The following is a 20811-nucleotide window of genomic DNA, read 5'->3' as shown; positions in this document are numbered from 1 at the left end:
ATTTCCAAATATTTATATGGGATGAAAGGATATACAGGTCATTCAATTTTTTTACATTGTTATAAAAGAATGAAGTTGATATTCTAAGAAAGGATTATAGCAGGATATAGATAAGGAGAATGAGTTAATGAAGCAGATTCTGCATCTAATGATTGCAATTTTTACCCTATCCATTTTTGTGCATCCTGCTAAAGCAGAAGGGAAAGAAGAAAGAGATAAGAAGCTTCTTCTTGCCAGTGATGCTGCATTAATCATGGATGCTAAGACGGGTCAAATCCTATATGAAAAGAACGGACATACGTCCATGTATCCAGCAAGCATTACAAAAATTGCTACAGCTATTTATGCAATTGAGCATGGAGACTTAGATGAAGAGGTCACCGTAAGCAAAAACGCTAGAAATGCAGAAGGAACAAAGGTTTTTCTTGAAGAGGGAGAACGGGTTTCTTTAGAGCGGCTCATTCAGGGTATGCTTATAAATTCAGGAAATGATGCAGCAGTAGCGATTGCGGAGCATTTAAGCGGCAGCGTCAGCGAATTTTCTGAAGATCTAAATCAATACATGCAGACGGAAATAGGTGTTACCCAAACGCATTTCGTTAATCCAAATGGACTCTTTGATCCGCAGCATCAAACAACAGCAGCGGATATGGCTAAAATAACACAATATGCAAAAAAGAATGAAGAATTCTCAAGGATTTTCGGTACAAAAGCCCTGAAATGGGAAGGGAAGTCATGGAATACGACTATTTTTACCCACCACAAAATGCTAAAGCAGCAGCCCTATAACGGTGTAACAGGTGGAAAGAACGGATTTGTTTCCCAAGCAGGCTATACGCTGGTTACTTCAGCAGAAAGAAATGGACTGAGCCTCATCGCAGTTACCCTCAAATCCCGGGACGATCAAGGGACCTATGATGATACCAAGAAGCTGCTTGATTATGGATTCACTCATTTTGAAACAGAAAATATAGCTCCTACGGCATCTCTGAAAAACGAACAGCAAGAACCGCTTCAATTAACACATCCATTGTTTTATACGAAGTATGATGGAGAAAAAGTAACAACTCAAATCAGCAAATCAAATCAGCTAATTGTAAAGGGAGAAGACGGCAGAAATCTGGCAGAAGCCCCTTTGGAATCAGCTGTTCCTGAAGGACAGGGAATAAGTCCATCCATCGAACACGCCCATTCTGGAAAAAATAGTTTTTTCCACGCCCATTTTTTATTGGCGGTTGTAATGGCTTCTCTGTTAGTTATTGGAGTTGGAGGAGTGCTTTATTATCAGACCAGAAGATATTGAAGCTCTTTTTGCCATTAAAGAATTATTTTGATATAAAGGCAGACGATAGTCCTGAATATATTGCCATAATACTAATTCGAGAATACTCATTTCTGAATTGTGAAAATTATGTCGAAAATTGTATTGTAAAAAAGTTAAATATCAGATAAGATATTGAACTATCAGCGTGCACAGAGTAAAAGGCGTAATCTAAACCCTTAGTTCCCAATTTCTTCTTTTTTTGGATTATTCATTACAGTAAAGGGGTTGTTCTATGTGAAGAAAATCAGTTTAGCATGGCAAATATTGATAGGTCTTGGGCTTGGTATCGCGGTAGGGGCTATTTTTTATGGTAACCCGACTGTCGTTAGCTACCTCCAGCCCGTTGGAGATATCTTTTTACGATTAATTAAGATGATTGTTATTCCAATCGTCATTTCCAGTATTATTGTCGGAGTTGCGAGTGTGGGTGATACCAAAAAGCTCGGAAAACTTGGTGGCAAAACCATTATTTACTTTGAAATCATTACAACAATCGCGATTGTCATCGGTTTGCTTTCGGCTAATATTTTTCAGCCGGGTGCAGGAGTTGATAAGGATGGATTGGAAAAAACCGATATTTCAAGCTATGTGGATACGGCTGAAGGTGTAGAAAGCCACGGGATTGCCGATACATTCGTTCATATTGTACCTTCAAACATCTTCCAATCATTTGTAGAAGGGGACATGCTCGCCATTATCTTCTTCTCTGTTATGTTCGGTTTAGGAGTAGCAGCAATTGGTGAACGCGGAAAGCCGGTGCTCGCTTTCTTCCAGGGAACAGCAGACACCATGTTTTATGTAACAAATCAAGTCATGAAGTTCGCACCATTTGGTGTATTTGCTCTAATTGGAATTACTGTTTCAAAGTTCGGACTTGATTCTTTAATACCTCTTGGCAAGCTGATGATTTTAGTATATGCTACCATGATTTTCTTCGTTGTTGTCGTACTTGGGCTTACTGCGAAAATCGTTGGAGTAAACATTTTTCATATTATTAAGCTTCTGAAGGATGAATTGATCCTCGGATTCTCTACATCCAGTTCAGAAACGGTGCTTCCAAGGATTATGGAGAAAATGGAACGGTTTGGCTGTCCGAAAGCCATCACTTCCTTTGTTATCCCGACCGGGTATTCCTTTAATCTGGATGGATCAACACTTTATCAGGCTCTTGCTGCCATTTTCATTGCCCAAATGTACGGCATTGATTTGTCGATTGCAGAGCAGCTGACTCTTATGCTTGTGCTTATGGTTACATCTAAAGGGATTGCGGGTGTGCCTGGGGTTTCTTTCGTTGTTCTGCTTGCAACATTGGGAACTGTCGGAATCCCGGTTGAAGGTCTTGCTTTCATAGCAGGAATCGACCGTCTGCTTGATATGGGCCGTACGGTAGTAAATATCGTAGGAAACTCTTTAGCAGCCGTTGTTATCTCGAAATGGGAAGGCGAATTTAAGCCTGTACCTTTAGAGGAAGCAAGAAAAACAGCGTAAAAAAAGAAGCTGGCATCGTGCCAGCTTCTTTTTTATGGCTTTTTTCAGCTGATAATTGTTAAAGCCTTGTATTGATTTTTAACGGAGTGGAAAGCGAGCGCCTGCTGGCTGCCAAGTTTTATTTTAATGTTTCCGTGTCTGTCTCAAGCTTCCTGCCTTCAGATTTTTTATTTCGATTAAGCAGCGGATATACGATAAACCCGACTAGAAACAACCCTATTCCGAGGAAAAAAGTTTTTAAATCAGATGTGCCTGAGATGATGACATACACGCTGTACAATAGGGCCAAAGAAGCAATGGTTCCTTCTCTTAATCTTGAACCTTTAATTTCGTTAAACGTCTCGCCATTGATGACCAGCTTCAAATAATAAATAGATGAAACAAGGTACGGAATCAAGTAGGCGAGTGTGGCAGAAGTAGTGAGGAACGTATAAGCCTCGCTGATTGTTCCTGAAATAACAGAGAAAATAAACAGCTGGGACATAATGTTTGTAATCGTAAGGGAAACAACAGGACTTCCTTTTTTGTTGTTCTTACCAAATGCAGCAGGAAAAATACCTGATTTAGCTGCCTGATAAGCCACTTCTGAACTCATTAGGATCCATCCAAGAGTAGATCCGAACAAAGAGATTAAGGCAAGCACAGCCATCGCGATTCCGCCGCCGTCTCCAATGAATAGAGATAATACATCCACAAAAGGTTTATCTGACTGCATAAGTTCTTCTCTTGGGATAACCCCCATGGTCAGCAACGTTGTAATCATATAAATAGTCAATGCTACAAACAGTCCGAAGATGGTTGCTTTTTTAACATCTGCCTGTGAACGGGCCCGTCCCGAGAGGATCACGGCGGATTCAATTCCAACAAAAGCCCATAGTGTGGAAACAGCAGCAAGCTGAACTTGTTTGAAAAGTCCCTGCGGTTCTCCTGCAGCAGATTGTACATCGAAATACCATTCACCTGTAGAAGCACCCTGGAATGCAAACAAAGCAGCTCCGATGAAAAGCATGAATCCAATTACTTTTGAAGCCGTTGCGGCAAAATTTAACCGGCCGGCAGCATTTAAATTATTCACCAATATGGTATGAGTGCCCCACAGCAAAATCGTACAAACAGCAAACGTAAGAAGTCTGCCTTTTTCAAAATCCTGTGATCCAATGGTGAAAAGAACGGCAGGATCCTTCATTACAGGAAGAAACGTTGATAAATAACCTGCAAAGCTTGTAATAATGGCAACGTTGCTGATCCAGTTCGCAACCCAATAGCCCCAAACCATACTGAAACCCGCTACTTTCCCGGTTTTTTCAGATTTGAACATCGCCTTAGCGTAGCTTTGCGGTCCGCCCGTCAATTCAGGTTTTCTCATGGAAAGATTTCCAAATACGAAAGCGATCATTAATACCCCAAGACCCGTCACCAGCCAGGCAGAGGCTGCCCCCATCGGGCTTGCCATTTGCGCAAGCGTACTTGGAAGCATAAAGATACCGGATCCGACCATATTTCCGATAACAAATGCGGAGAGAAGCCAGAAGCCCCATTTTTTTTGTTCCATATTATAAATCCTCCCTATTTCTTTCTATTACTTATCTTAAGGAAGACGGATGAGATTATGTACATAAATAAAAACGCATGGAGCAATCCATGCGTTTTGTATACATAGTCGCCTCAACCTATCTCCTGATAGCGCTCCGCGGATGAAGATTGCGGCAGTCCTGTACTTATTTAATACAGGCCCAGCAAATCTGATTGTTGGTTCAGATTGCTTCGGCACCTTTTCCTTTCAGCAGTCATCACTAGCCCCAACGGCTTCTGACTGATTACTCATAATCGGTGCAACCTCTACCTCACCGAGATATAGAGTGAGGATTTTGACGTATTTAATTGCGATTCTTGAGTATAATAAATGATTTTCTTAATACCGTCAACAGGTAAAGAAGAATTCCTTAAAATTCCTTTCATCACGTGGCAGCTCAGATTATTCCCAGAATTCACTTGGAATTCTTGCCGGTATCCCCTATAATTTAGGCAAGAGTGACAAACTGTAACACAAAGGGGTTAAATAGATGGGCAGTTTGGGGTTTGGAGAAATTTTATTGATTTTAGTCGTAGCATTGCTGTTATTTGGACCGAAAAAGCTGCCGGAGCTTGGAAAAGCGGCGGGCAGAACGCTTCGTGAATTTAAAAATGCTACACGCGGAATGATGGAAGAAGACGACGATAAGGCAGCGGCTAAAAAGACAGAAGAACAGGCACGCCCATAATGAACTTACAGCTTGCTTAGGCAGGCTGTTTTTATTTTGTCTTCGTTCCAATAAGGGAGAGGGGGAACCAAAACAAGTGCAAGGGCACTTGGGGTGAATCCATTTAATAGAAGGAAGGACATTTCTCTTCGTCCGAATCCGACAGCTAAGAGATCCTTTAAATTGGAATGTTAAGCAGGAAAGATCGTTTAATTTGACTGTAAAAGCCGTGAGATCTCTTCTCGCGGCTTTTTATGCGTGCTTTATATGTTTAGCAACAGCTTGTTTTGGGAAAAACTAGTGAGCTATAGTTTTTTGAATAGTTTAACAACAGGAGGTAGTCTATGAAATTAGCCACAAAAATCATTATCGGTTTGATTGCAGGGGAATTGTCGGAATTATCTTGAATATTACTTCCCCTGACCTATTTAAGCAGCTCGATACCTTTCTATTTACTCCTTTAGGTAAGATTTTTCTTAATTTAATCAATATGCTCGTAGTTCCCATTGTCTTTTTTTCTATAACATTAGGGGTTGCAGGGCTGGGAGATCCAAAAAAACTAGGAAGAATTGGAGGGAAAACAATCGTCTATTTTCTATCGACTACTGCGATTGCCATTATCATTGGCCTTGTCCTTGCTTTAGTTATTCAGCCTGGAAATGCAGGAGAGTTTGACACGAAAAATACGGAATATAAAGCAGAGGAAGCACCTTCTGTTTCTGATACGCTATTAAACATCTTCCCCAAAAATCCAATTGAAGCAATGGCAAGCGGTGATATGCTGCAAATCATTGCCTTCTCTGTTTTCATCGGCTTTGGTATTGCGATGCTTGGGGAAAAAACGGCTGCAGTAAAAAAGATTCTTGAACAGGGAAATGATTTAATGATGTATCTGGTTGGGATTGTCATGAAATTTGCCCCATACGGTACGTTCGGATTGATTGCGACAGCAGTAGGGAGTCAGGGTTTTGATGCCATTAAGGCAATGGGGCTTTATTTTATCGTTGTTGTACTGGCCCTTGTCATTCATGCCTTCCTGACTTATGGTTCAAGCATCATGTTATTGGCGAAAAAGAGCCCGATTTGGTTCTTTAAAGGCTTTGCTCCAGCGATGACAGTTGGGTTCAGCACATCCAGCAGTAACGCAACGCTGCCGGTATCCATGGAAACGGCGCAAAAAAATCTGGGTGTTCCTAAACAAATCAGCGGCTTTGTTCAGCCTCTCGGTGCCACTATTAATATGGATGGTACGGCGATTATGCAGGGGGTTGCCACTGTATTTATTGCACAGGTATATGGACAGGATCTAACGATTACACAGCTCTTAACCGTCGTTCTTACAGCAGTGCTTGCAAGTATCGGTACAGCTGGAGTCCCTGGAGTCGGACTGATTATGCTTGCACTGGTACTAAATTCGGTTAATCTTCCTGTAGAAGGGATTGCCCTTATTCTTGGAATTGACCGTCTATTGGATATGGCCCGTACTACAGTTAACATCACTGGAGATGCAGCATGTGCGGTAATTGTAGCCGAATCAGAGAAGAAAAACGGAAGTATGCCTCCCGACAAAAAAATAGCGGAGAGCATGTAATAGTAAGGGAAAAGACCTGCAGCGATTTTGCTGCAGGTCTTTTCATGCTTCACCAATAAATATTAGGTTGAATACTTGTCTGCTTAGGGCGTATAGTAGAATATAGAATTTTTGAGAAGCAAAGGAGCGGCAAATGAAAGAATTCATTTTTGGAATTTTAGAAATGTTAGCGGATTTAGGGTATGCAGGAATCGCCATTGGACTGATGATTGAAATTATACCGAGTGAAATTGTCCTCGGATACGGGGGCTATCTGATTTCCCTTGGAAGAATAGAAATGTTTGGAGCGGTTGTTGCCGGTGTTATCGGCGGTACGTTTGCTCAGCTTTTCCTTTATTGGCTTGGGTATTTTGGAGGGCGGCCTATTCTTGAAAAGTACGGTAAATATCTTCTCATAAAAAGGAAGCACCTTGATATGTCAGAAGAATGGTTCGAAAAATATGGAACAGGCGTTATTTTTTCAGCAAGATTTATTCCGGTTGTAAGACATGCTATTTCCATTCCGGCGGGGATCGCTAAAATGCCTGTATGGAAGTTTACTCTTTATACAGTAGCTGCCATTATCCCATGGACGATTCTCTTTCTGTTTTTAGGCATACAGCTAGGAAGCAATTGGATGCATATCAAGGAATATGCCCAGCCATTTGTTATTCCGATTGTTATCATTTTCATCTTGATTATAGCCGTGTATCTCTTTGCTAAAAGTTCAAGAAAAAGCAAAACCATTTAAACTCTGCAAATTTCGCAGAGTTTTTTTACATTTAGCTCTGTTTATCTTGGCTGCTGATTTTCTGCAGGCGTTTGCTTATCCTTGCGCCTCCATGCCGCTTTACACCATCGGGACCTCATCTGTCCCGCTGCTCCCGCCGGAGTCTCACGCCTTCCGCACCGATCATCAGGTGCTAATATTCTATAAAAAGAATAGAACAGTTTTGTTTTGTATACTTTTTTACCCTTTACTATCCCATCAATCAAAGGTAAGATACTTTCGTACCATTCAAACGATAGGTTTCACTTATGTTTAGCTCTGTATCTATTGGAGCGTGGAAGCCGTAACTGTATGGCGGTGAAAGCTCCTCCTTTATGGCCAATCCGACAGCTAACCTCGTAAGTGTTTGGAGAGGCAGATGCATGGCGGATTTAGTCGCAGCAGATAAAATAAATCAACAATCCCTAAACGATTTGAATATTCGAGCCGGGTTTTCCTGCAATATGGTTAGGATATAGAGAAATGAAGTTCCCCTGCATAAGAACAAGCAGGAAAAGGAGATATCCTGCTTGTTATTTGAAAAAATGAACATATAGCCCGTTTTGAGGAGGAAGGAATGCAGCGGATGAAGATGCCGAAAGTCATTAAACTGAAACCATCTCAATTGCTTGTTTTAACATTTGCTATAGGTATTGCGGCAGGCACCTGCCTGCTAAAGCTCCCATTGTCCACTACCCAAGGAATTTCATGGGTAGATGCTTTGTTTGTGACAACATCTGCTATGACCGTAACAGGTCTTTCTTCCGTGGATCCAAGCACAGCATTTACAATGTTTGGACAAACAGTAATCGCTTTCCTGATTCAGCTTGGCGGACTTGGAATTATGTCATTTGCCGTGCTGATCTACATGATGCTTGGAAGAAAAGTCGGTATTCAAGATCGAATGGTGATGCAGCAGGCATTAAATCAGACAAATATCGGCGGTGTCATCCGCCTGGTGAAGTACATGTTCATATTTGCTTTTGCCATTGAGTTTGTCGCAATGATTTTCTTATCGATTGTGTGGGTCCCTGAATTAGGCTGGAGAAAAGGTGTTTTTTATGGGTTTTTCCACGCGATTTCCGCGTTTAATAATGCAGGATTTGGTCTTTTCTCTAATAATCTAATTAATTATGTCGGGAATCCCATTATCAATATCGTCATTAGTGCTCTTTTCATTGTAGGTGGAATAGGCTTTACCGTATTGGTGGATATGTGGCAGAATAAGCGGTTTAAGAAATTCAGCCTTCATACAAAAATTATGCTGATAGCCACGCTTGTTATAAATCTGATGTCGATGCTGCTTCTTTTTGTTCTTGAATACGGAAATCCGGGTACACTGGGAGGGCTCTCACTTGCAGATAAGCTGTGGGCATCCTGGTTTCAGGCAGTTTCACCAAGAACTGCCGGATTCAATACACTTGATATAGGAGCTATGCATGAAGCATCCATCTTTTTCATCATGATTCTGATGTTTATTGGAGCAGGAAGTGCCTCAACAGGAGGCGGAATTAAACTGACCACGGCCATCGTTATTTTTTTGGCTACCCTGACTTTTTTAAAGGGGAGAAAGGAAATTACCGTTGGCAAGCGTGCACTTGATGGGGGTTACATTGTAAGAGCATTATCCATTACCATCATATCTATTCTTTTTATCGTCGCTGCGATCTTCCTCATGACGATTACAGAAAATGAATCCTTCCTGGAGATTGCGTTTGAAGTAGTCTCAGCATTTGGTACCGTCGGGCTCTCGATGGGAGTAACAGCCAACTTTACGGATTTCGGAAAAATTGTTCTCGTCTTTATCATGTTTCTTGGGAAAGTTGGACCGCTAACCCTTATTTATTCTCTCGCCACACCTTCCGGAAAAGAGCTAGTGAGATACCCGAAAGAGGATATCCTGACTGGATGATGAGATTGTGCACGCTGCAAATGGAATAAACAAAGCCCGCTTCTATTGATGAGCGGGCTTTTAATATGCTTATAGCTGAGATAAAATCATCGAGCATAAAACACCTAAAGAAGTGATCATTCCTACAATTGGACCGCCTTCCTCATATGCTTCCGGCATCATGGTGGAAGCGACCATTGCAATGATGCCTCCAGCAGCAAAGGCTCCAATTGAAGCCGTGAAAACAGGTGAAGCATTTTGCAGAAGAGAATAACCGAGCAAAGAACTGACCGTAGCCAGCAAAACGACAATTACCCACATAAATAAAATCTTCTTTCTTGAATAACCATCTTTAATCAAACCGGTTGTACTTGACAATCCTTCTGGGAAATTACTGATGAAAACAGCAATAACCATCAAAATACTAACAGAGCCCTGCTGAAGGATGCTTACACCAATAATGACGGATTCAGGCACGGCGTCAATAATCGTTCCTATAAAAATCGAGACGCCAGAATGATTTTCAGGGTTTTCCTTGGATCTCTTCCTCTGATGTCCGCCTTTGTTGGCGATGATGAGCTCGCTTACCGTGAAAAGCAGAGCTCCTCCAATGAAGCCGATCGTGGTGGAAGTGATTCCCCCTCCATCCAAAGACTCCTCTAACAAATCAAAGGAAGCAGCTCCAATCAGGACTCCTGTTCCAAATGCCATGATCCATCCAACCATGCGCGGAGGGATTCGTTTCAGCATTCCCAAAAGCGCACCGATTAAAATCGACGATCCCGCAAAAGCGCCCCATAATGCTGCTTGCCCCATATTTTCACCAGCCTTTTACGTGAGTTTCTATTCTATCCTTACCCTAAGGAGAAAAACTGTATTCCTTTCTGATATCAAAAAAGCTGAAGGAGAGATTCCCTTCAGCTTTTCGTATTATTTTTGAATGATGTATTGTTCGATTTCATCCAGCATTTTGTTTGCAGCCATAACACCGCCTGCTGTATTCCAAATGGCATCATCTACTTTGTAAGCTTTACCGTTTTTCACAGCATTAAGGTTTTGCCAAAGAGGATCCTTTGTGAATTCTTCTTCAGTTTTAACCGCTTCTTTATCCCCTTCGGGAGCATAAGTGAAATAGAAGAGCAAATCTCCATCCATCTGCGGAATGGCTTCCTTGCCAACTTCTCTTACAAACAAATCTTCCTGATTGTCAGCAAACAGCTTATCCGTTGCTTCAGGGTACTTAATTCCAAGCTGATCAAAGATAACTCCTGAGAACGTGTCCTTGTAGTAAACACGGGTTTTGCCGGCCATAAAGCGAACGACTGAAACCTTTTGGGAAAGTTTATCTCCGCTTTCTTCTTTAATGGAATCAATACGTGCATCGAAATCTGCAATAACTTTCTTTCCTTCTTCTTCACGATCTAAAGCCTTGGAATAAAGAGAGAAGTTTTCCTTCCAATCTCCGCGAAGTGTTTCAGCGAATACAGTTGGCGCGATGGCACTTAACTTTTCATAAACTGCTTCCTGACGCATTTTGTTGCCGATAATCAAGTCAGGCTTTAAGGCAGCAATGGCTTCTACATTTACTTCGCTTTCTGTTCCTACTACTTTTACATCCTTCATATCATTCTTAATATGATCATACCAAGGATTTCCAAGCCAGGATTGAACCGCTCCAACAGGCTTGACCCCCATGGCCAGCGCAGCTTCAGTACCCTCATTTGTTAAAACAACGACACGTTCAGGCTTTTTCGGGATCTTAGCTTCACCCATTGCATGCTTTACTTGATACGTTTCTTCTGGACTGGCTTCTTCCTTTTTGCTTTCCGTATTGCCGCCGCAGGCTGCCAGCAACAGGGTAAGACTAAGAATTAATGCGGTGATGCTTAACCAGGACTTTCTGTATGTACGACTCATCTATAAACCCCCATATGATAATGATTTTCATTTACAATTAAAATAATAAGTCGCTTTTGTATGCGATGTCAACACGTAATTGAAAATGATTTTCAAATTCATTCTCATTTGTTACAATAACCGTAGACTGGAAAAAGTCAAAACTTGATGATTAAAATACGGAGAAAAAATATGCTGGTTAAGTCTTACTCACAAAAATTCATTCTATTATTAGGACTGTTCTTGATCCTTGCTGCTGCTATGTGCGCAAGTATCGTGTACGGGTATGCCCGGACGAATTGGACAACTGCCTTCCAGGCATTTACCGATTTTGCCGGCTCTAATGAACATATTATCATTACATCAGTCAGACTTCCGCGTGCTTTAATTGCCGCACTGGTGGGGGCAAGTCTTGCCATGGCAGGAGCGATCATGCAGGCGCTGACGAAAAATCCGCTTGCATCACCAGGGGTTTTTGGAATCAATGCAGGGGCAGGATTCTTTGTAGTCGCTGCCGTTTCCATTTTTCATGTTTCATCCCTTCAGGCATTTACGTGGCTTTCTTTCCTTGGCGCTGCCGCCGCTGCTTTAACGGTCTATTTTATTGGATCGATGGGCAGGGAGGGACTGACGCCTGTAAAATTGACGCTTGCGGGAGCTGCAATGGCTGCGCTCTTTAGTTCTCTAACACAGGGCTTGCTGGTTGTAAATGAAGCAGCTCTGGATCAGGTTCTGTTTTGGCTGGCAGGATCCATTCAAGGAAGAAAGCTTGAATCTCTTATTGCAGTACTCCCGTATATGACTGCGGCATTTGTCATATGCGGCTTCCTTGGCCCGAAAATCAATGTCCTTACAATGGGCGAAGATGTAGCAAAGGGGCTTGGACAGAAAACAGGGACTGTGAAAATTTTTGCCGCCATTGCCGTTATTTTTCTGGCAGGCGGGGCCGTATCCATATCGGGTCCGATTAGCTTTGTGGGAATTGTCATCCCGCATTTGGCCCGTTATTTTGTCGGAAACGATCACCGCTGGATTTTGCCTTATTCTGCAGTGCTTGGAGGAATTCTCCTCACTGTTTCGGATATTGCAGCCCGTTATGTGGTTATGCCTGAGGAAGTGCCGGTCGGAGTTATGACCGCGCTTATTGGAACACCTTTCTTTATCTACATCGCAAGAAAGGGGTTTGATCGGGCATGAATACGCATTGGACTGTTCGGATAGGAAAATCTATTTCTTTCCTTATCGATAAAAAAGCATTTAAGGTTTCCATGATTATGGCTGCCGTTCTGCTGGCTGGTTTTTTCGTTAGCACAGGTGCGGGAGAGGTCATGATGAGCCCGCTGGAAGTCATTAAAACACTGACCGGCTTCGGCTCTGAAATGAATATGCTCATCATTTCATCATTCAGGATGCCAAGGATACTGATTGCGATATTAGTTGGTGTATGCCTTGCTGTAGCGGGGGGATTTTGCAGGGGATTATTCGAAATCCTCTTGCATCACCGGATATCATCGGCATTACCGGGGGAGCATCATTCGCAGTCGTAACATTTTTGGCGCTTTTCAGTGATAAAAACAACGCACTGACCGTTAGCATTCAATGGATGCCTGTTGCATCCTTTATCGGTGCTGTTACAGTTGGTTTTATCGTATATGCGCTTTCCTGGAAAGGCGGATCATCATCCTTTAGACTTGTGCTTGTAGGGATTGGCTTTTCCCTGCTCGCTCAGTCGATGACCACTCTTATGATGATTAAAGGCCCGATCTATAGGGCTTCACAGGCAAATACATGGATAACAGGCACCGTATATGGAGCCACTTGGCAGCAGGTGAAAATCATGCTGCCGCTGACGCTCTTGCTTCTTTTCCTTACAATTATCGTGATTCGTCTCATCAACCTTCAAGGGCTGGGTGATGAACTTGGAACAGGCGCAGGAAGTGCGGTGCAGCGAAATAGACTGCTGCTTCTGCTGCTCAGCACAGCATTGACTGGAACAGCTGTAGCATTCGCCGGAGGAATCGGATTCGTCGGATTGATGGCGCCGCATATAGCCAGGAGACTTGTAGGGTCATCCTACGGAGCCATGCTCCCTGTATCGGCAATAGCAGGAGCCTTTCTGGTCATGATTGCCGACCTGATTGGGAGGACTGTATTTTCACCGCTCGAAGTACCGGCAGGAGTGTTCACCGCAGCTATAGGAGCTCCTTATTTTATTTACCTGCTATATAAAACAAGAAATACGTAATACTTAGCTATGGGCTCGAATTTGTAAAGGGGCGAGATAACATGAGTGCAATTGAAACGAAATCCCTTACCTTATCTTACGGGGATTCCATTATTATAGATGAACTGGATCTGACACTTCCGAAAGGCGAAATTACGGTTTTTATCGGAAGCAATGGCTGCGGAAAATCAACATTGCTCCGTTCCCTGGCAAGACTTTTAAAGCCGAGCCACGGTTCCGTCCTTTTAGAAGGAGGGTCCATCGCAAAGCTTCCGACAAAGGATGTTGCCAAAAAGCTGGCTATTCTTCCTCAAGGACCGGCAGCTCCGGAAGGACTTACCGTTCTTCAGCTTGTTAAACAAGGGCGTTATCCCTACCAAAACTGGCTGAGCCAGTGGTCAAAAGAGGATGAGGATGCCGTTTATAAAGCACTTGAATCTACAAGAATGCTTGATTTTGCCGACCGTGCTGTCGACTCACTATCAGGAGGACAGCGCCAGCGCGCCTGGATTGCAATGACGCTCGCACAGGACACAGATATTATTCTCCTGGATGAACCGACGACCTATCTTGATATGACCCATCAAATTGAAGTTCTAGATTTGCTGTTTGAGCTGAACGAACGTGAAAACCGCACAATCGTCATGGTGCTGCATGACTTAAACTTAGCTTGCCGGTATGCGCATCATCTTGTAGCTATTAAAGACAGGAAGATCCATGATCAGGGTAAACCGGAAGATGTCATAAGCTGCAGCCTTGTTCAAGATGTATTTCAAATGAACTGCGAGGTTACTGTGGATCCCCTTTTCGGAACACCGTTATGTATTCCGCACGGACGGGGCCGCTGTATTTTGAAAGAAGTGAGTATGCAAAATGGCTGAATTTATAGAAACGGAGCTTGCGGAACTGGAAAAATTCCGTTTGGGAAGGAAGCGGTGGTCTTCCAGCCTTTCTGTTGAAGTAAAAGATCTCCTTGACCCTGAATCTTTAAAAACGTATTTGGACAAAGTAAAACCGAAGATTGAAGCCCCTGACCGAAAAACTGCGGTATCCATGCTTTTGAAGCGTTATGGATTTTTAGCGGCTCTAACACTGTATTCCATGACTGTCTTTAATAAAGCTCCAATCCTAAGACCGGAAAATTTATCCTTGGAAACGGATGATCAGGATCCGCTATGGCTTCCGTCCTTCCATTTTCATAACATGGAAGCAATCGTTCCGGGAAATAATGAAAGCAGGGAAGAATGGAGAAGCTCGGTTATTCGGCAGCTTTTTGCAGAAAACATTCATCCTCTGATAAAAACAGCAAGCAGAAATACGAGTATTTCCAAATGGATCCTTTGGGAAAATGTCTCCATCTATGTAAGGTGGATGTTCGAAACGCTTATGGCTTCTGTTCCTGAGGGGATCAGCCGCGAGAAGGTAGAAAGCGACTTTAATTTTACAGTAGCACAAGCAGAAGGCTCCCTCTTTGGAGATTTCCACCAGAATCCGTTGAAACGATATGACGGGCAGATAACTATCCAGCCTGAAACAGGCCAGGAAATCAGAATGAGACGCACATGCTGTCTGTTTTATTTAACTTCAGACCGCGGAGCCCGCTGCAAAACTTGTCCAGTTAAATGTGTAAAACCACCTAAAGGATACGGGGGATAACGATGGACAAAACGTTTAAAGACCAATTCGACGGCCTGTTTGAAAAATACTGCGAGCTCCTAATCGGCGCTTCGGCTAATGACGAGCAGGAGAAAGTGGAGATGTGGGCACTCTATACCCACATGGCCAAAACCATGCCGAATCTGGTGCGGCACTGGAACGCAGAATACCCCGAATTTAAACTTGCTATGAAACAAGTGAGCACCGATGTCAAAGAAATGAATGAAAAGCACCGTGAAAACAACCAAAAGAAAAAAGACGACTAAGCACCGGCCGAATTTAAGCCCGGTGCTTTTTTGTTCGTATATACTCTAGAAATGATTACTGGTGGAGTTACTGTTGGAGTGTAGATAGTAGGGGGGATTCCTGAAGGATCGTAACAGGATAAGAAGGCGGTAAAGATGATTAGCGCCTCAACTATTCAAGATTTCAGCAAAATCCGATGAATAACATTCAGTTAGCTGATGAACTAGGACGAAAAAGAGTGATCTGCCGTTTTATGATGAATTTTTTATAGTTTATGATGAAATTTTTCAGTTTATGATGAATTCTACCTTGGTTATGATGAATTTTTTAAATATATGATGAAATTTTGAATTTTATGCTGAAACCGGCTCACGAGGCTTAACCAGGATGAGCCGGCAGATTTATCATTACAAGTTGTAAGGAATGAGCGCCTGGTGATACATGATCAAGCTCCGTATCGTACCTAGTTTTTGTGGCTAGCGCTTCGGCCGCTTCGCTGGCCCTGTCAAAGTCAAAAAGCGACTTTGTCAGTCCAGCTCCACCGTCTCTCAGCGCTGAGCAAATCCCCTCCGCTTTTCGTAGCGTCCAGCTCCGGGCGCTAGCGCTTCGGCCGCTTCGCTGGCCCTGTCAAAGTCAAAAAGCGACTTTGTCAGTTCCAGCTCCACCGTCTCTCAGCGCTGAGCAAGCGCCCTCCGCTTTTCGTGGTGTCCAGCTGCGGGCGCTAGCGCTTCGGCCGCTTCGCTGGCCCTGTCAAAGTCAAAAAGCGACTTTGTCAGTTCCAGCTCCACCGTCTCTCAGCGCTGAGCAAGCGCCCTCCGCTTTTCGTGGTGTCCAGCTGCGGGCGCTAGCGCTTCGGCCGCTTCGCTGGCCCTGTCAAAGTCAAAAAGCGACTTTGTCAGTTCCAGCTCCACCGTCTCTCAGCGCTGAGCAAGCGCCCTCCGCTTTTCGTTATTGCATCAAACCCCCATACGGTGATTGCTGCTGGGCGTAGCCGGAGAATTGCTGATGGGTTTGCTGCATTTTTTGGGCTTGCTCGGCTTCGACTTTGTACCAGCCGTTTTTGAACATTAAATTATAGAGGTGTCTCTGGCAGTCCTGGGTTTCGTTGAAGATGGACTGTATATCTTTGTATAAACTTTCGTGGCTCATTTCATTCATTGCTGTACAATAGGCGTCTGTCATGTATTTTTCAGTGGCGAGCAGATCATTTACAAAGTCACGTTCGTTCATTTGCGGTGTTTTGGGTACCTGTGTTTCCTGGTTGCCTATTTTTCCGGATTGCTGATTTTGGTTTTGGTTCATAGTGTGAATCTCCTTTCGATATAATTTATTGAAGCGGCTGCTGTGATTGGGCCTGCTGGGGCTGAAGATGGCTTAGTACTGTTTGGTAGTGACGGTTGTGCATTTGCCCCGCTTTTTCCAATTCCATTTTCAGTTCCTGGTTTTGGCATTGCTCTGCAAAAAAGTGAGCTTTTTTCATGGCCAAAAGGTTCCATGAGAGCATATCTTGAAGATAAAGATGGTCTTTCGTTGAAATGATATTTGGCGGCTGCGGCATTACGTTAGATTGATTTTGCATTGGCTGCTGCTGCATGTTAATTCCTCCTTAAATTAAAACGTATCATTCCTATCCTTCCTCCAGTATGAATGTTTCTATTCATTTGACATGAAACGACACCTTTGGATAAAAAATGATATTCAAATAGTCAGAAAGATGATAAAATATTTATAATTGAAGGCTCTTTATATATAGAGGATATTGTTAGGAGATATTCCGAAATTTAGTTTTCAGATATAATGTATGCGGTTACAGGAGGAATGAATATGGAAACAGTAATGCGCAATTTTTTCTTGTTTTTGTCCAAAAATAGAGGGCTTACAAAAGTCGCCAAAAGGTATGGACTTAAATTCGGTGCTGCCCGATTTGTTGCTGGCGAAACAATTGAACTGGCTTCAGAAGCCATTCGGCAGCTTAACAATAAGGGTCTTGATGTCACCATTGACTATCTTGGGGAATTTGTAGATAATGCGGCCGAAGCGAATGAGATGGCGGACAATTCCATTAAGGCAATAGAAGCAATCGGCAGAGAAAGGCTCCAGTCTCAGCTCTCTTTAAAAATGACTTCCATGGGTCTCGATATTTCTGATGCGCTGGTGATGAACAATATGCGCAGAATTCTTGAAGCAGCGAAGAAAAATGATGTTTTCGTTACGATCGATATGGAGGATTACAGCCGGTGCGGCAAAACCATAGAGATTTTCAAGAAACTCAGAGAAGAGTATGACAATATCGGAACTGTTATTCAGGCATACTTATACCGGACTGAAGAAGACATCGAGGATTTGAACAAATACAGTCCGAATTTAAGATTAGTTAAGGGCGCTTACAAAGAATCCCCTCAAGTAGCCTTCCCTGAGAAAAAAGATGTAGATGAAAATTTCAAAAAGATCATCAAGATGCATCTGCTGAATGGAAACTATACAGCTGTTGCCACTCATGATGACGCCATTATTGAATATACAAAGCAGCTTGTAGAGGAGCATAATATTCCGCTTGACCAATTCGAATTTCAGATGCTTTTCGGCATCCGTCCGGAGAGGCAGCTGGAGCTTGTAAATGAAGGATATAAAATGCGTGTATATGTACCTTATGGAAACGACTGGTATGGCTACTTCATGAGAAGACTTGCTGAGCGGCCTGCGAATGTAGCGTTCGTCCTTAAGGGAGTCATGAAGAAATAAGCAAAGAGGATCCTCGTGCCAATAAGCAGGAGGATCCAATTATTATGATTCGTCCATATTATGCTTCTTGTATTGCTGATTGGTGCTTGTACGTTTGCCTCCGCCATCCTGCTCGTTGACAGGACCTGCGTTTCCTTTAACACTCGCAGCACTGACGCCTGCTTTTGATGGATTTTTTTTCAATTTTGCCATCTTTCTTCACCTCCACTGTTGTAGCGTTCCTCTCAATTAAAAGAAAAATCATATTAATTCCATCAAATGTATTGAAGAAATTTTCAAAATCTTTTATATTAGTAATGAGAAGGAAATGGGAAGACATTTTTTTTGAGCAAAAAATGAATGAGCATTCATTCAAACAAGGGGGAAAACTTATGGTCCAGCAAATTAATAAAGCTGCGGTGCTAGGATCCGGCGTTATGGGTTCGGGAATTGCGGCACATTTAGCAAACATCGGGATCCCTGTTTTGCTATTGGATATCGTGCCTAAAGAGCTCACAGGGGATGAGCAGAAAAAAGGGCTGACCCTGGAAGATCCGGCCGTAAGAAATCGGTTATCATCAACTTCCATTCAAAAACTGCTAAAACAAAAACCGGCTCCGCTAACATCCAAAAAGAATCTTGCTCTCATTGAAGCAGGGAATTTTGAAGATGATATGGAGCGTTTATCCGGGGCTGATTGGATTATAGAGGTCGTAGTAGAAAATCTGGATGTAAAGAAAAAGGTGTTTGCGCAAGTTGAAAAGTACCGGAAGAAGGGGAGCATTGTAAGTTCCAATACATCCGGTATCTCTGTTGAAGCCATGGTATCCGAGTGTTCAGAGGAATTCAGAAAGCATTTCCTAGGAACTCACTTTTTTAATCCGCCGCGCTATTTAAAACTATTGGAGATTATTCCGACGAAAGATACAGATGAAAAGGTTCTTCACTTTATGAAAACATTCGGTGAAGACGTGCTTGGCAAGGGAGTCGTTACTGCCAAGGACACTCCTAACTTTATTGGAAATCGGATTGGAACATATGGTCTTCTTGTAACCTTAAGAGAGATGCTCGAGAAGGGCTACAGCGTAGGAGAAGTCGACTCAGTTACCGGCCCATTAATCGGACGGCCGAAAAGTGCAACATTTCGTACACTGGATGTTGTTGGTTTGGATACATTTGTCCACGTGGCCAACAACGTATATGAAAATGTTGAAGAACAGGAAAAAGAAGTCTTTAACGTTCCTTCATTTATGAAACAGATGCTTGAAAACGGATGGCTTGGCGCGAAGGCAGGACAGGGATTTTTCAAGAAAGACGGCAAGGAAATTCTTGAACTTGATCCGTCCGCAATGGAATATCGAAGCAGACAGAAATTAAGCGCTCCATCCATAGAAATGGCAAAACAGGCAAAAGGCTCATCTAAATTGAAAGCGCTTATCTATGCAAATGACCGCGCTGGAGAGCTGCTTTGGGGAATAACAGCTCCAACACTTCTCTATTCTGCAAAACTTCTTGGTGAAATTGCCGATGACATTGTATCTATTGATCAGGCAATGAAATGGGGATTCGGCTGGGACAAAGGACCGTTTGAGCTTTGGGATGCGATTGGCCTTGAAAAATCAGCTGAAAGACTGAAAGAAGAGGGATACGACATTCCTGTCTGGGTTTCTCAAATGCTGGATAAAGGCCATACATCCTTCTATATAGAAGAAAATGGAGTTCGATTCTTTTACAGCAATGGGGAGTACCGCCGTCTGCAAACAAGCGAGAAAGCCATCAATCTTAAGTCTTTAAAAGAAACAAAAGGTGTTATTAAGAAAAACAGCGGCGCAAGCCTGATTGATCTTGGAGATGGAGTAGCTCTTCTTGAGTTCCATTCACAAAGCAATGCAATCGGCATGGATATTATCCAGATGATTAATTACGCCATTGATGATGTAGCACTTAACTTTAAAGGGCTCGTAATAGGAAACCAGGGGAAAAACTTCTGTGTCGGCGCCAACCTGGCGATGATTTTGATGGAAGCTCAGGATGATAACTTCTATGAAATTGACATGGTCATCCGCCACTTCCAGCAAGCGATGCAAAAAATTAAATACAGTCCAAAGCCGGTTGTGGCTGCGCCATTTGGCATGACGCTCGGCGGCGGAGCGGAAATCTGCCTGCCTGCTGCGAGAATCCAGGCATCCAGCGAAACGTACATGGGACTTGTAGAAGCAGGTGTCGGACTGATTCCTGGCGGCGGAGGCAATAAGGAGCTTTATATCAAACATTTAAACAGCATTCCTAAAGGTTTGGACTTCGACCTTCAAAATGTAGCAAACAAGGTTTTTGAATCAGTCGCGATGGCGAAGGTTTCCACTTCTGCAGCTGAAGCAAGAGATTCTCAATTCCTGGATGCCCTGGATGGAATCAGCATTAACGCTGACCACCTGCTGTATGATGCGAAGCGGGTCGTGCTTCAGCTTCATGAGAACGGCTACCGTCCTCCTGTGAAAGAAAAGATTCCGGTTGTAGGGGAAACAGGCTATGCTACTCTGCTTCTTGCAGCTCAAACGATGCAGCTGTCCGGCTTCATCTCGGAGCATGATTTAAAAATCGCCAAGAAACTCGCTTTTGTAATTGCCGGCGGAAAAGTTCCATTTGGCACAAAAGTCGATGAACAATATTTGCTTGATCTTGAAAGAGAAGCATTCTTGAGTCTCGTCTCAGAGGGTAAATCACAGCAGCGAATGCAGCACATGCTTGTTAAAGGAAAACCGTTACGTAACTAAGGAGGGGTACCA

At 43.0% G+C, this 20811-nt stretch carries 17 protein-coding genes, 2 pseudogenes and 2 riboswitches; of the genes and pseudogenes, 13 read left to right on the top strand and 6 right to left on the bottom strand.

The annotated features are described in order from the left end of the window. Nucleotides 1-127: 127 nt before the first annotated feature. Entirely contained in the window at nucleotides 128-1303 is a 1176-nt protein-coding gene (locus tag J9317_RS17080; protein ID WP_211560776.1) for a D-alanyl-D-alanine carboxypeptidase family protein, read from the top strand. 255 nt (nucleotides 1304-1558) lie between these two features. Beyond that, a complete protein-coding gene (locus tag J9317_RS17075; RefSeq protein WP_211560773.1) occupies nucleotides 1559-2812 on the top strand; it encodes a cation:dicarboxylate symporter family transporter in 1254 nt (417 codons plus the stop codon). 118 nt (nucleotides 2813-2930) lie between these two features. Here J9317_RS17075 and J9317_RS17070 read toward each other — a convergent pair whose 3' ends face one another. Continuing rightward, nucleotides 2931-4364, bottom strand: a complete 1434-nt coding sequence (locus J9317_RS17070) for an amino acid permease (protein WP_211560761.1) — start codon at nucleotides 4362-4364, stop codon at nucleotides 2931-2933. A 121-nt stretch (nucleotides 4365-4485) separates the two neighbouring features. Further along, nucleotides 4486-4662, bottom strand: a riboswitch (Lysine riboswitch). 213 nt (nucleotides 4663-4875) lie between these two features. On the opposite strand from J9317_RS17070, the gene tatA reads away from it, so the two are divergent. From tatA to J9317_RS17050, 4 genes and pseudogenes are all read left to right on the top strand, one after another. Then, nucleotides 4876-5073 (top strand): twin-arginine translocase TatA/TatE family subunit, encoded by a 198-nt coding sequence (gene tatA, locus J9317_RS17065; protein ID WP_035413458.1) that lies wholly within the window; start codon nucleotides 4876-4878, stop codon nucleotides 5071-5073. Nucleotides 5074-5101: 28 nt separating this feature from the next. Then, a riboswitch (cyclic di-AMP (ydaO/yuaA leader) is annotated at nucleotides 5102-5243 on the top strand. Nucleotides 5244-5396: 153 nt separating this feature from the next. Then, nucleotides 5397-6643: pseudogene (locus J9317_RS17060) on the top strand (dicarboxylate/amino acid:cation symporter). 133 nt (nucleotides 6644-6776) lie between these two features. Further along, a complete protein-coding gene (gene uptA, locus J9317_RS17055; protein ID WP_211560758.1) occupies nucleotides 6777-7373 on the top strand; it encodes an undecaprenyl phosphate transporter UptA in 597 nt (198 codons plus the stop codon). 595 nt (nucleotides 7374-7968) lie between these two features. Continuing rightward, nucleotides 7969-9303, top strand: a complete 1335-nt coding sequence (locus J9317_RS17050) for a TrkH family potassium uptake protein (protein WP_431190693.1) — start codon at nucleotides 7969-7971, stop codon at nucleotides 9301-9303. A 69-nt stretch (nucleotides 9304-9372) separates the two neighbouring features. Here J9317_RS17050 and J9317_RS17045 read toward each other — a convergent pair whose 3' ends face one another. After that, nucleotides 9373-10098: a ZIP family metal transporter gene (locus J9317_RS17045; protein WP_211560755.1), complete on the bottom strand. Its 726-nt coding sequence runs from the start codon at nucleotides 10096-10098 to the stop codon at nucleotides 9373-9375. A gap of 114 nt (nucleotides 10099-10212) precedes the next feature. Next, on the bottom strand, nucleotides 10213-11199 hold the full coding sequence (locus J9317_RS17040) for an ABC transporter substrate-binding protein (protein WP_211560752.1): 987 nt from the start codon (nucleotides 11197-11199) through the stop codon (nucleotides 10213-10215). 171 nt (nucleotides 11200-11370) lie between these two features. On the opposite strand from J9317_RS17040, the gene J9317_RS17035 reads away from it, so the two are divergent. The 5 genes and pseudogenes from J9317_RS17035 (at nucleotide 11371) to J9317_RS17015 (ending at nucleotide 15324) form a co-directional block, all read left to right on the top strand. Beyond that, a complete protein-coding gene (locus J9317_RS17035) occupies nucleotides 11371-12375 on the top strand; it encodes a FecCD family ABC transporter permease (protein ID WP_211560749.1) in 1005 nt (334 codons plus the stop codon). Then, nucleotides 12372-13423: pseudogene (locus J9317_RS17030) on the top strand (FecCD family ABC transporter permease). The gene J9317_RS17035 and the pseudogene J9317_RS17030 overlap by 4 nt, the downstream one beginning before the upstream one ends. 41 nt (nucleotides 13424-13464) lie before the next feature. After that, nucleotides 13465-14283 carry an ABC transporter ATP-binding protein gene (locus J9317_RS17025; protein ID WP_211560746.1) on the top strand — a complete coding sequence of 273 codons (819 nt, stop codon included), beginning with the start codon at nucleotides 13465-13467 and terminating at the stop codon, nucleotides 14281-14283. Beyond that, nucleotides 14276-15058 carry an IucA/IucC family C-terminal-domain containing protein gene (locus tag J9317_RS17020; RefSeq protein ID WP_211560743.1) on the top strand — a complete coding sequence of 261 codons (783 nt, stop codon included), beginning with the start codon at nucleotides 14276-14278 and terminating at the stop codon, nucleotides 15056-15058. The genes J9317_RS17025 and J9317_RS17020 overlap by 8 nt, the downstream gene beginning before the upstream one ends. 2 nt (nucleotides 15059-15060) lie before the next feature. Continuing rightward, a complete protein-coding gene (locus tag J9317_RS17015; protein WP_211560741.1) occupies nucleotides 15061-15324 on the top strand; it encodes a DUF2573 family protein in 264 nt (87 codons plus the stop codon). A 928-nt stretch (nucleotides 15325-16252) separates the two neighbouring features. On the opposite strand, the gene J9317_RS17010 is transcribed toward J9317_RS17015, so the two are convergent. Together J9317_RS17010 and J9317_RS17005 are read right to left on the bottom strand one after the other, a co-directional pair. Continuing rightward, nucleotides 16253-16606, bottom strand: coding sequence for a spore coat protein (locus tag J9317_RS17010; protein WP_211560738.1), 354 nt, complete (start codon nucleotides 16604-16606; stop codon nucleotides 16253-16255). A gap of 25 nt (nucleotides 16607-16631) precedes the next feature. After that, entirely contained in the window at nucleotides 16632-16898 is a 267-nt protein-coding gene (locus J9317_RS17005; protein WP_211560735.1) for a hypothetical protein, read from the bottom strand. Nucleotides 16899-17128: 230 nt separating this feature from the next. Between J9317_RS17005 and J9317_RS17000 the strand changes: the two genes are divergently transcribed. After that, complete coding sequence (locus tag J9317_RS17000) at nucleotides 17129-18046, top strand: proline dehydrogenase family protein (RefSeq protein WP_211560733.1); 918 nt, start codon at nucleotides 17129-17131, stop codon at nucleotides 18044-18046. A gap of 42 nt (nucleotides 18047-18088) precedes the next feature. Here J9317_RS17000 and J9317_RS16995 read toward each other — a convergent pair whose 3' ends face one another. After that, the gene (locus tag J9317_RS16995) at nucleotides 18089-18238 is read right to left on the bottom strand and encodes a YuzL family protein (RefSeq protein WP_211560730.1); all 150 of its coding nucleotides are present in this window, start codon (nucleotides 18236-18238) and stop codon (nucleotides 18089-18091) included. A gap of 179 nt (nucleotides 18239-18417) precedes the next feature. On the opposite strand from J9317_RS16995, the gene J9317_RS16990 reads away from it, so the two are divergent. Beyond that, on the top strand, nucleotides 18418-20799 hold the full coding sequence (locus J9317_RS16990; protein WP_211560727.1) for a 3-hydroxyacyl-CoA dehydrogenase/enoyl-CoA hydratase family protein: 2382 nt from the start codon (nucleotides 18418-18420) through the stop codon (nucleotides 20797-20799). Nucleotides 20800-20811 lie beyond the last annotated feature (12 nt).

Source organism: Metabacillus flavus, from assembly GCF_018283675.1.
Classification (GTDB): Bacteria; Bacillota; Bacilli; order Bacillales; family Bacillaceae; genus Metabacillus_B; species Metabacillus_B flavus.
Note: the sequence above shows the minus strand (reverse complement) of the source record. Positions and strands in the feature narration are given on the sequence as shown.

Excerpts from the sequence above, each read along its gene's own strand:
- J9317_RS17035 (WP_211560749.1), top strand. The coding sequence starts at position 11,371 with ATGCTGGTTAAGTCTTACTCACAAAAATTCATTCTATTATTAGGACTG.
- J9317_RS17010 (WP_211560738.1), bottom strand. The coding sequence starts at position 16,606 with ATGAACCAAAACCAAAATCAGCAATCCGGAAAAATAGGCAACCAGGAA.
- J9317_RS17015 (WP_211560741.1), top strand. The coding sequence starts at position 15,061 with ATGGACAAAACGTTTAAAGACCAATTCGACGGCCTGTTTGAAAAATAC.
- J9317_RS17080 (WP_211560776.1), top strand. The coding sequence starts at position 128 with ATGAAGCAGATTCTGCATCTAATGATTGCAATTTTTACCCTATCCATT.
- J9317_RS17000 (WP_211560733.1), top strand. The coding sequence starts at position 17,129 with ATGGAAACAGTAATGCGCAATTTTTTCTTGTTTTTGTCCAAAAATAGA.
- J9317_RS17040 (WP_211560752.1), bottom strand. The coding sequence starts at position 11,199 with ATGAGTCGTACATACAGAAAGTCCTGGTTAAGCATCACCGCATTAATT.
- J9317_RS17045 (WP_211560755.1), bottom strand. The coding sequence starts at position 10,098 with ATGGGGCAAGCAGCATTATGGGGCGCTTTTGCGGGATCGTCGATTTTA.
- J9317_RS16990 (WP_211560727.1), top strand. The coding sequence starts at position 18,418 with ATGGTCCAGCAAATTAATAAAGCTGCGGTGCTAGGATCCGGCGTTATG.
- tatA (WP_035413458.1), top strand. The coding sequence starts at position 4,876 with ATGGGCAGTTTGGGGTTTGGAGAAATTTTATTGATTTTAGTCGTAGCA.
- J9317_RS17070 (WP_211560761.1), bottom strand. The coding sequence starts at position 4,364 with ATGGAACAAAAAAAATGGGGCTTCTGGCTTCTCTCCGCATTTGTTATC.
- J9317_RS16995 (WP_211560730.1), bottom strand. The coding sequence starts at position 18,238 with ATGGCAAAATTGAAAAAAAATCCATCAAAAGCAGGCGTCAGTGCTGCG.
- J9317_RS17050 (WP_431190693.1), top strand. The coding sequence starts at position 7,969 with ATGCAGCGGATGAAGATGCCGAAAGTCATTAAACTGAAACCATCTCAA.
- J9317_RS17020 (WP_211560743.1), top strand. The coding sequence starts at position 14,276 with ATGGCTGAATTTATAGAAACGGAGCTTGCGGAACTGGAAAAATTCCGT.
- J9317_RS17025 (WP_211560746.1), top strand. The coding sequence starts at position 13,465 with ATGAGTGCAATTGAAACGAAATCCCTTACCTTATCTTACGGGGATTCC.
- J9317_RS17005 (WP_211560735.1), bottom strand. The coding sequence starts at position 16,898 with ATGCAGCAGCAGCCAATGCAAAATCAATCTAACGTAATGCCGCAGCCG.
- uptA (WP_211560758.1), top strand. The coding sequence starts at position 6,777 with ATGAAAGAATTCATTTTTGGAATTTTAGAAATGTTAGCGGATTTAGGG.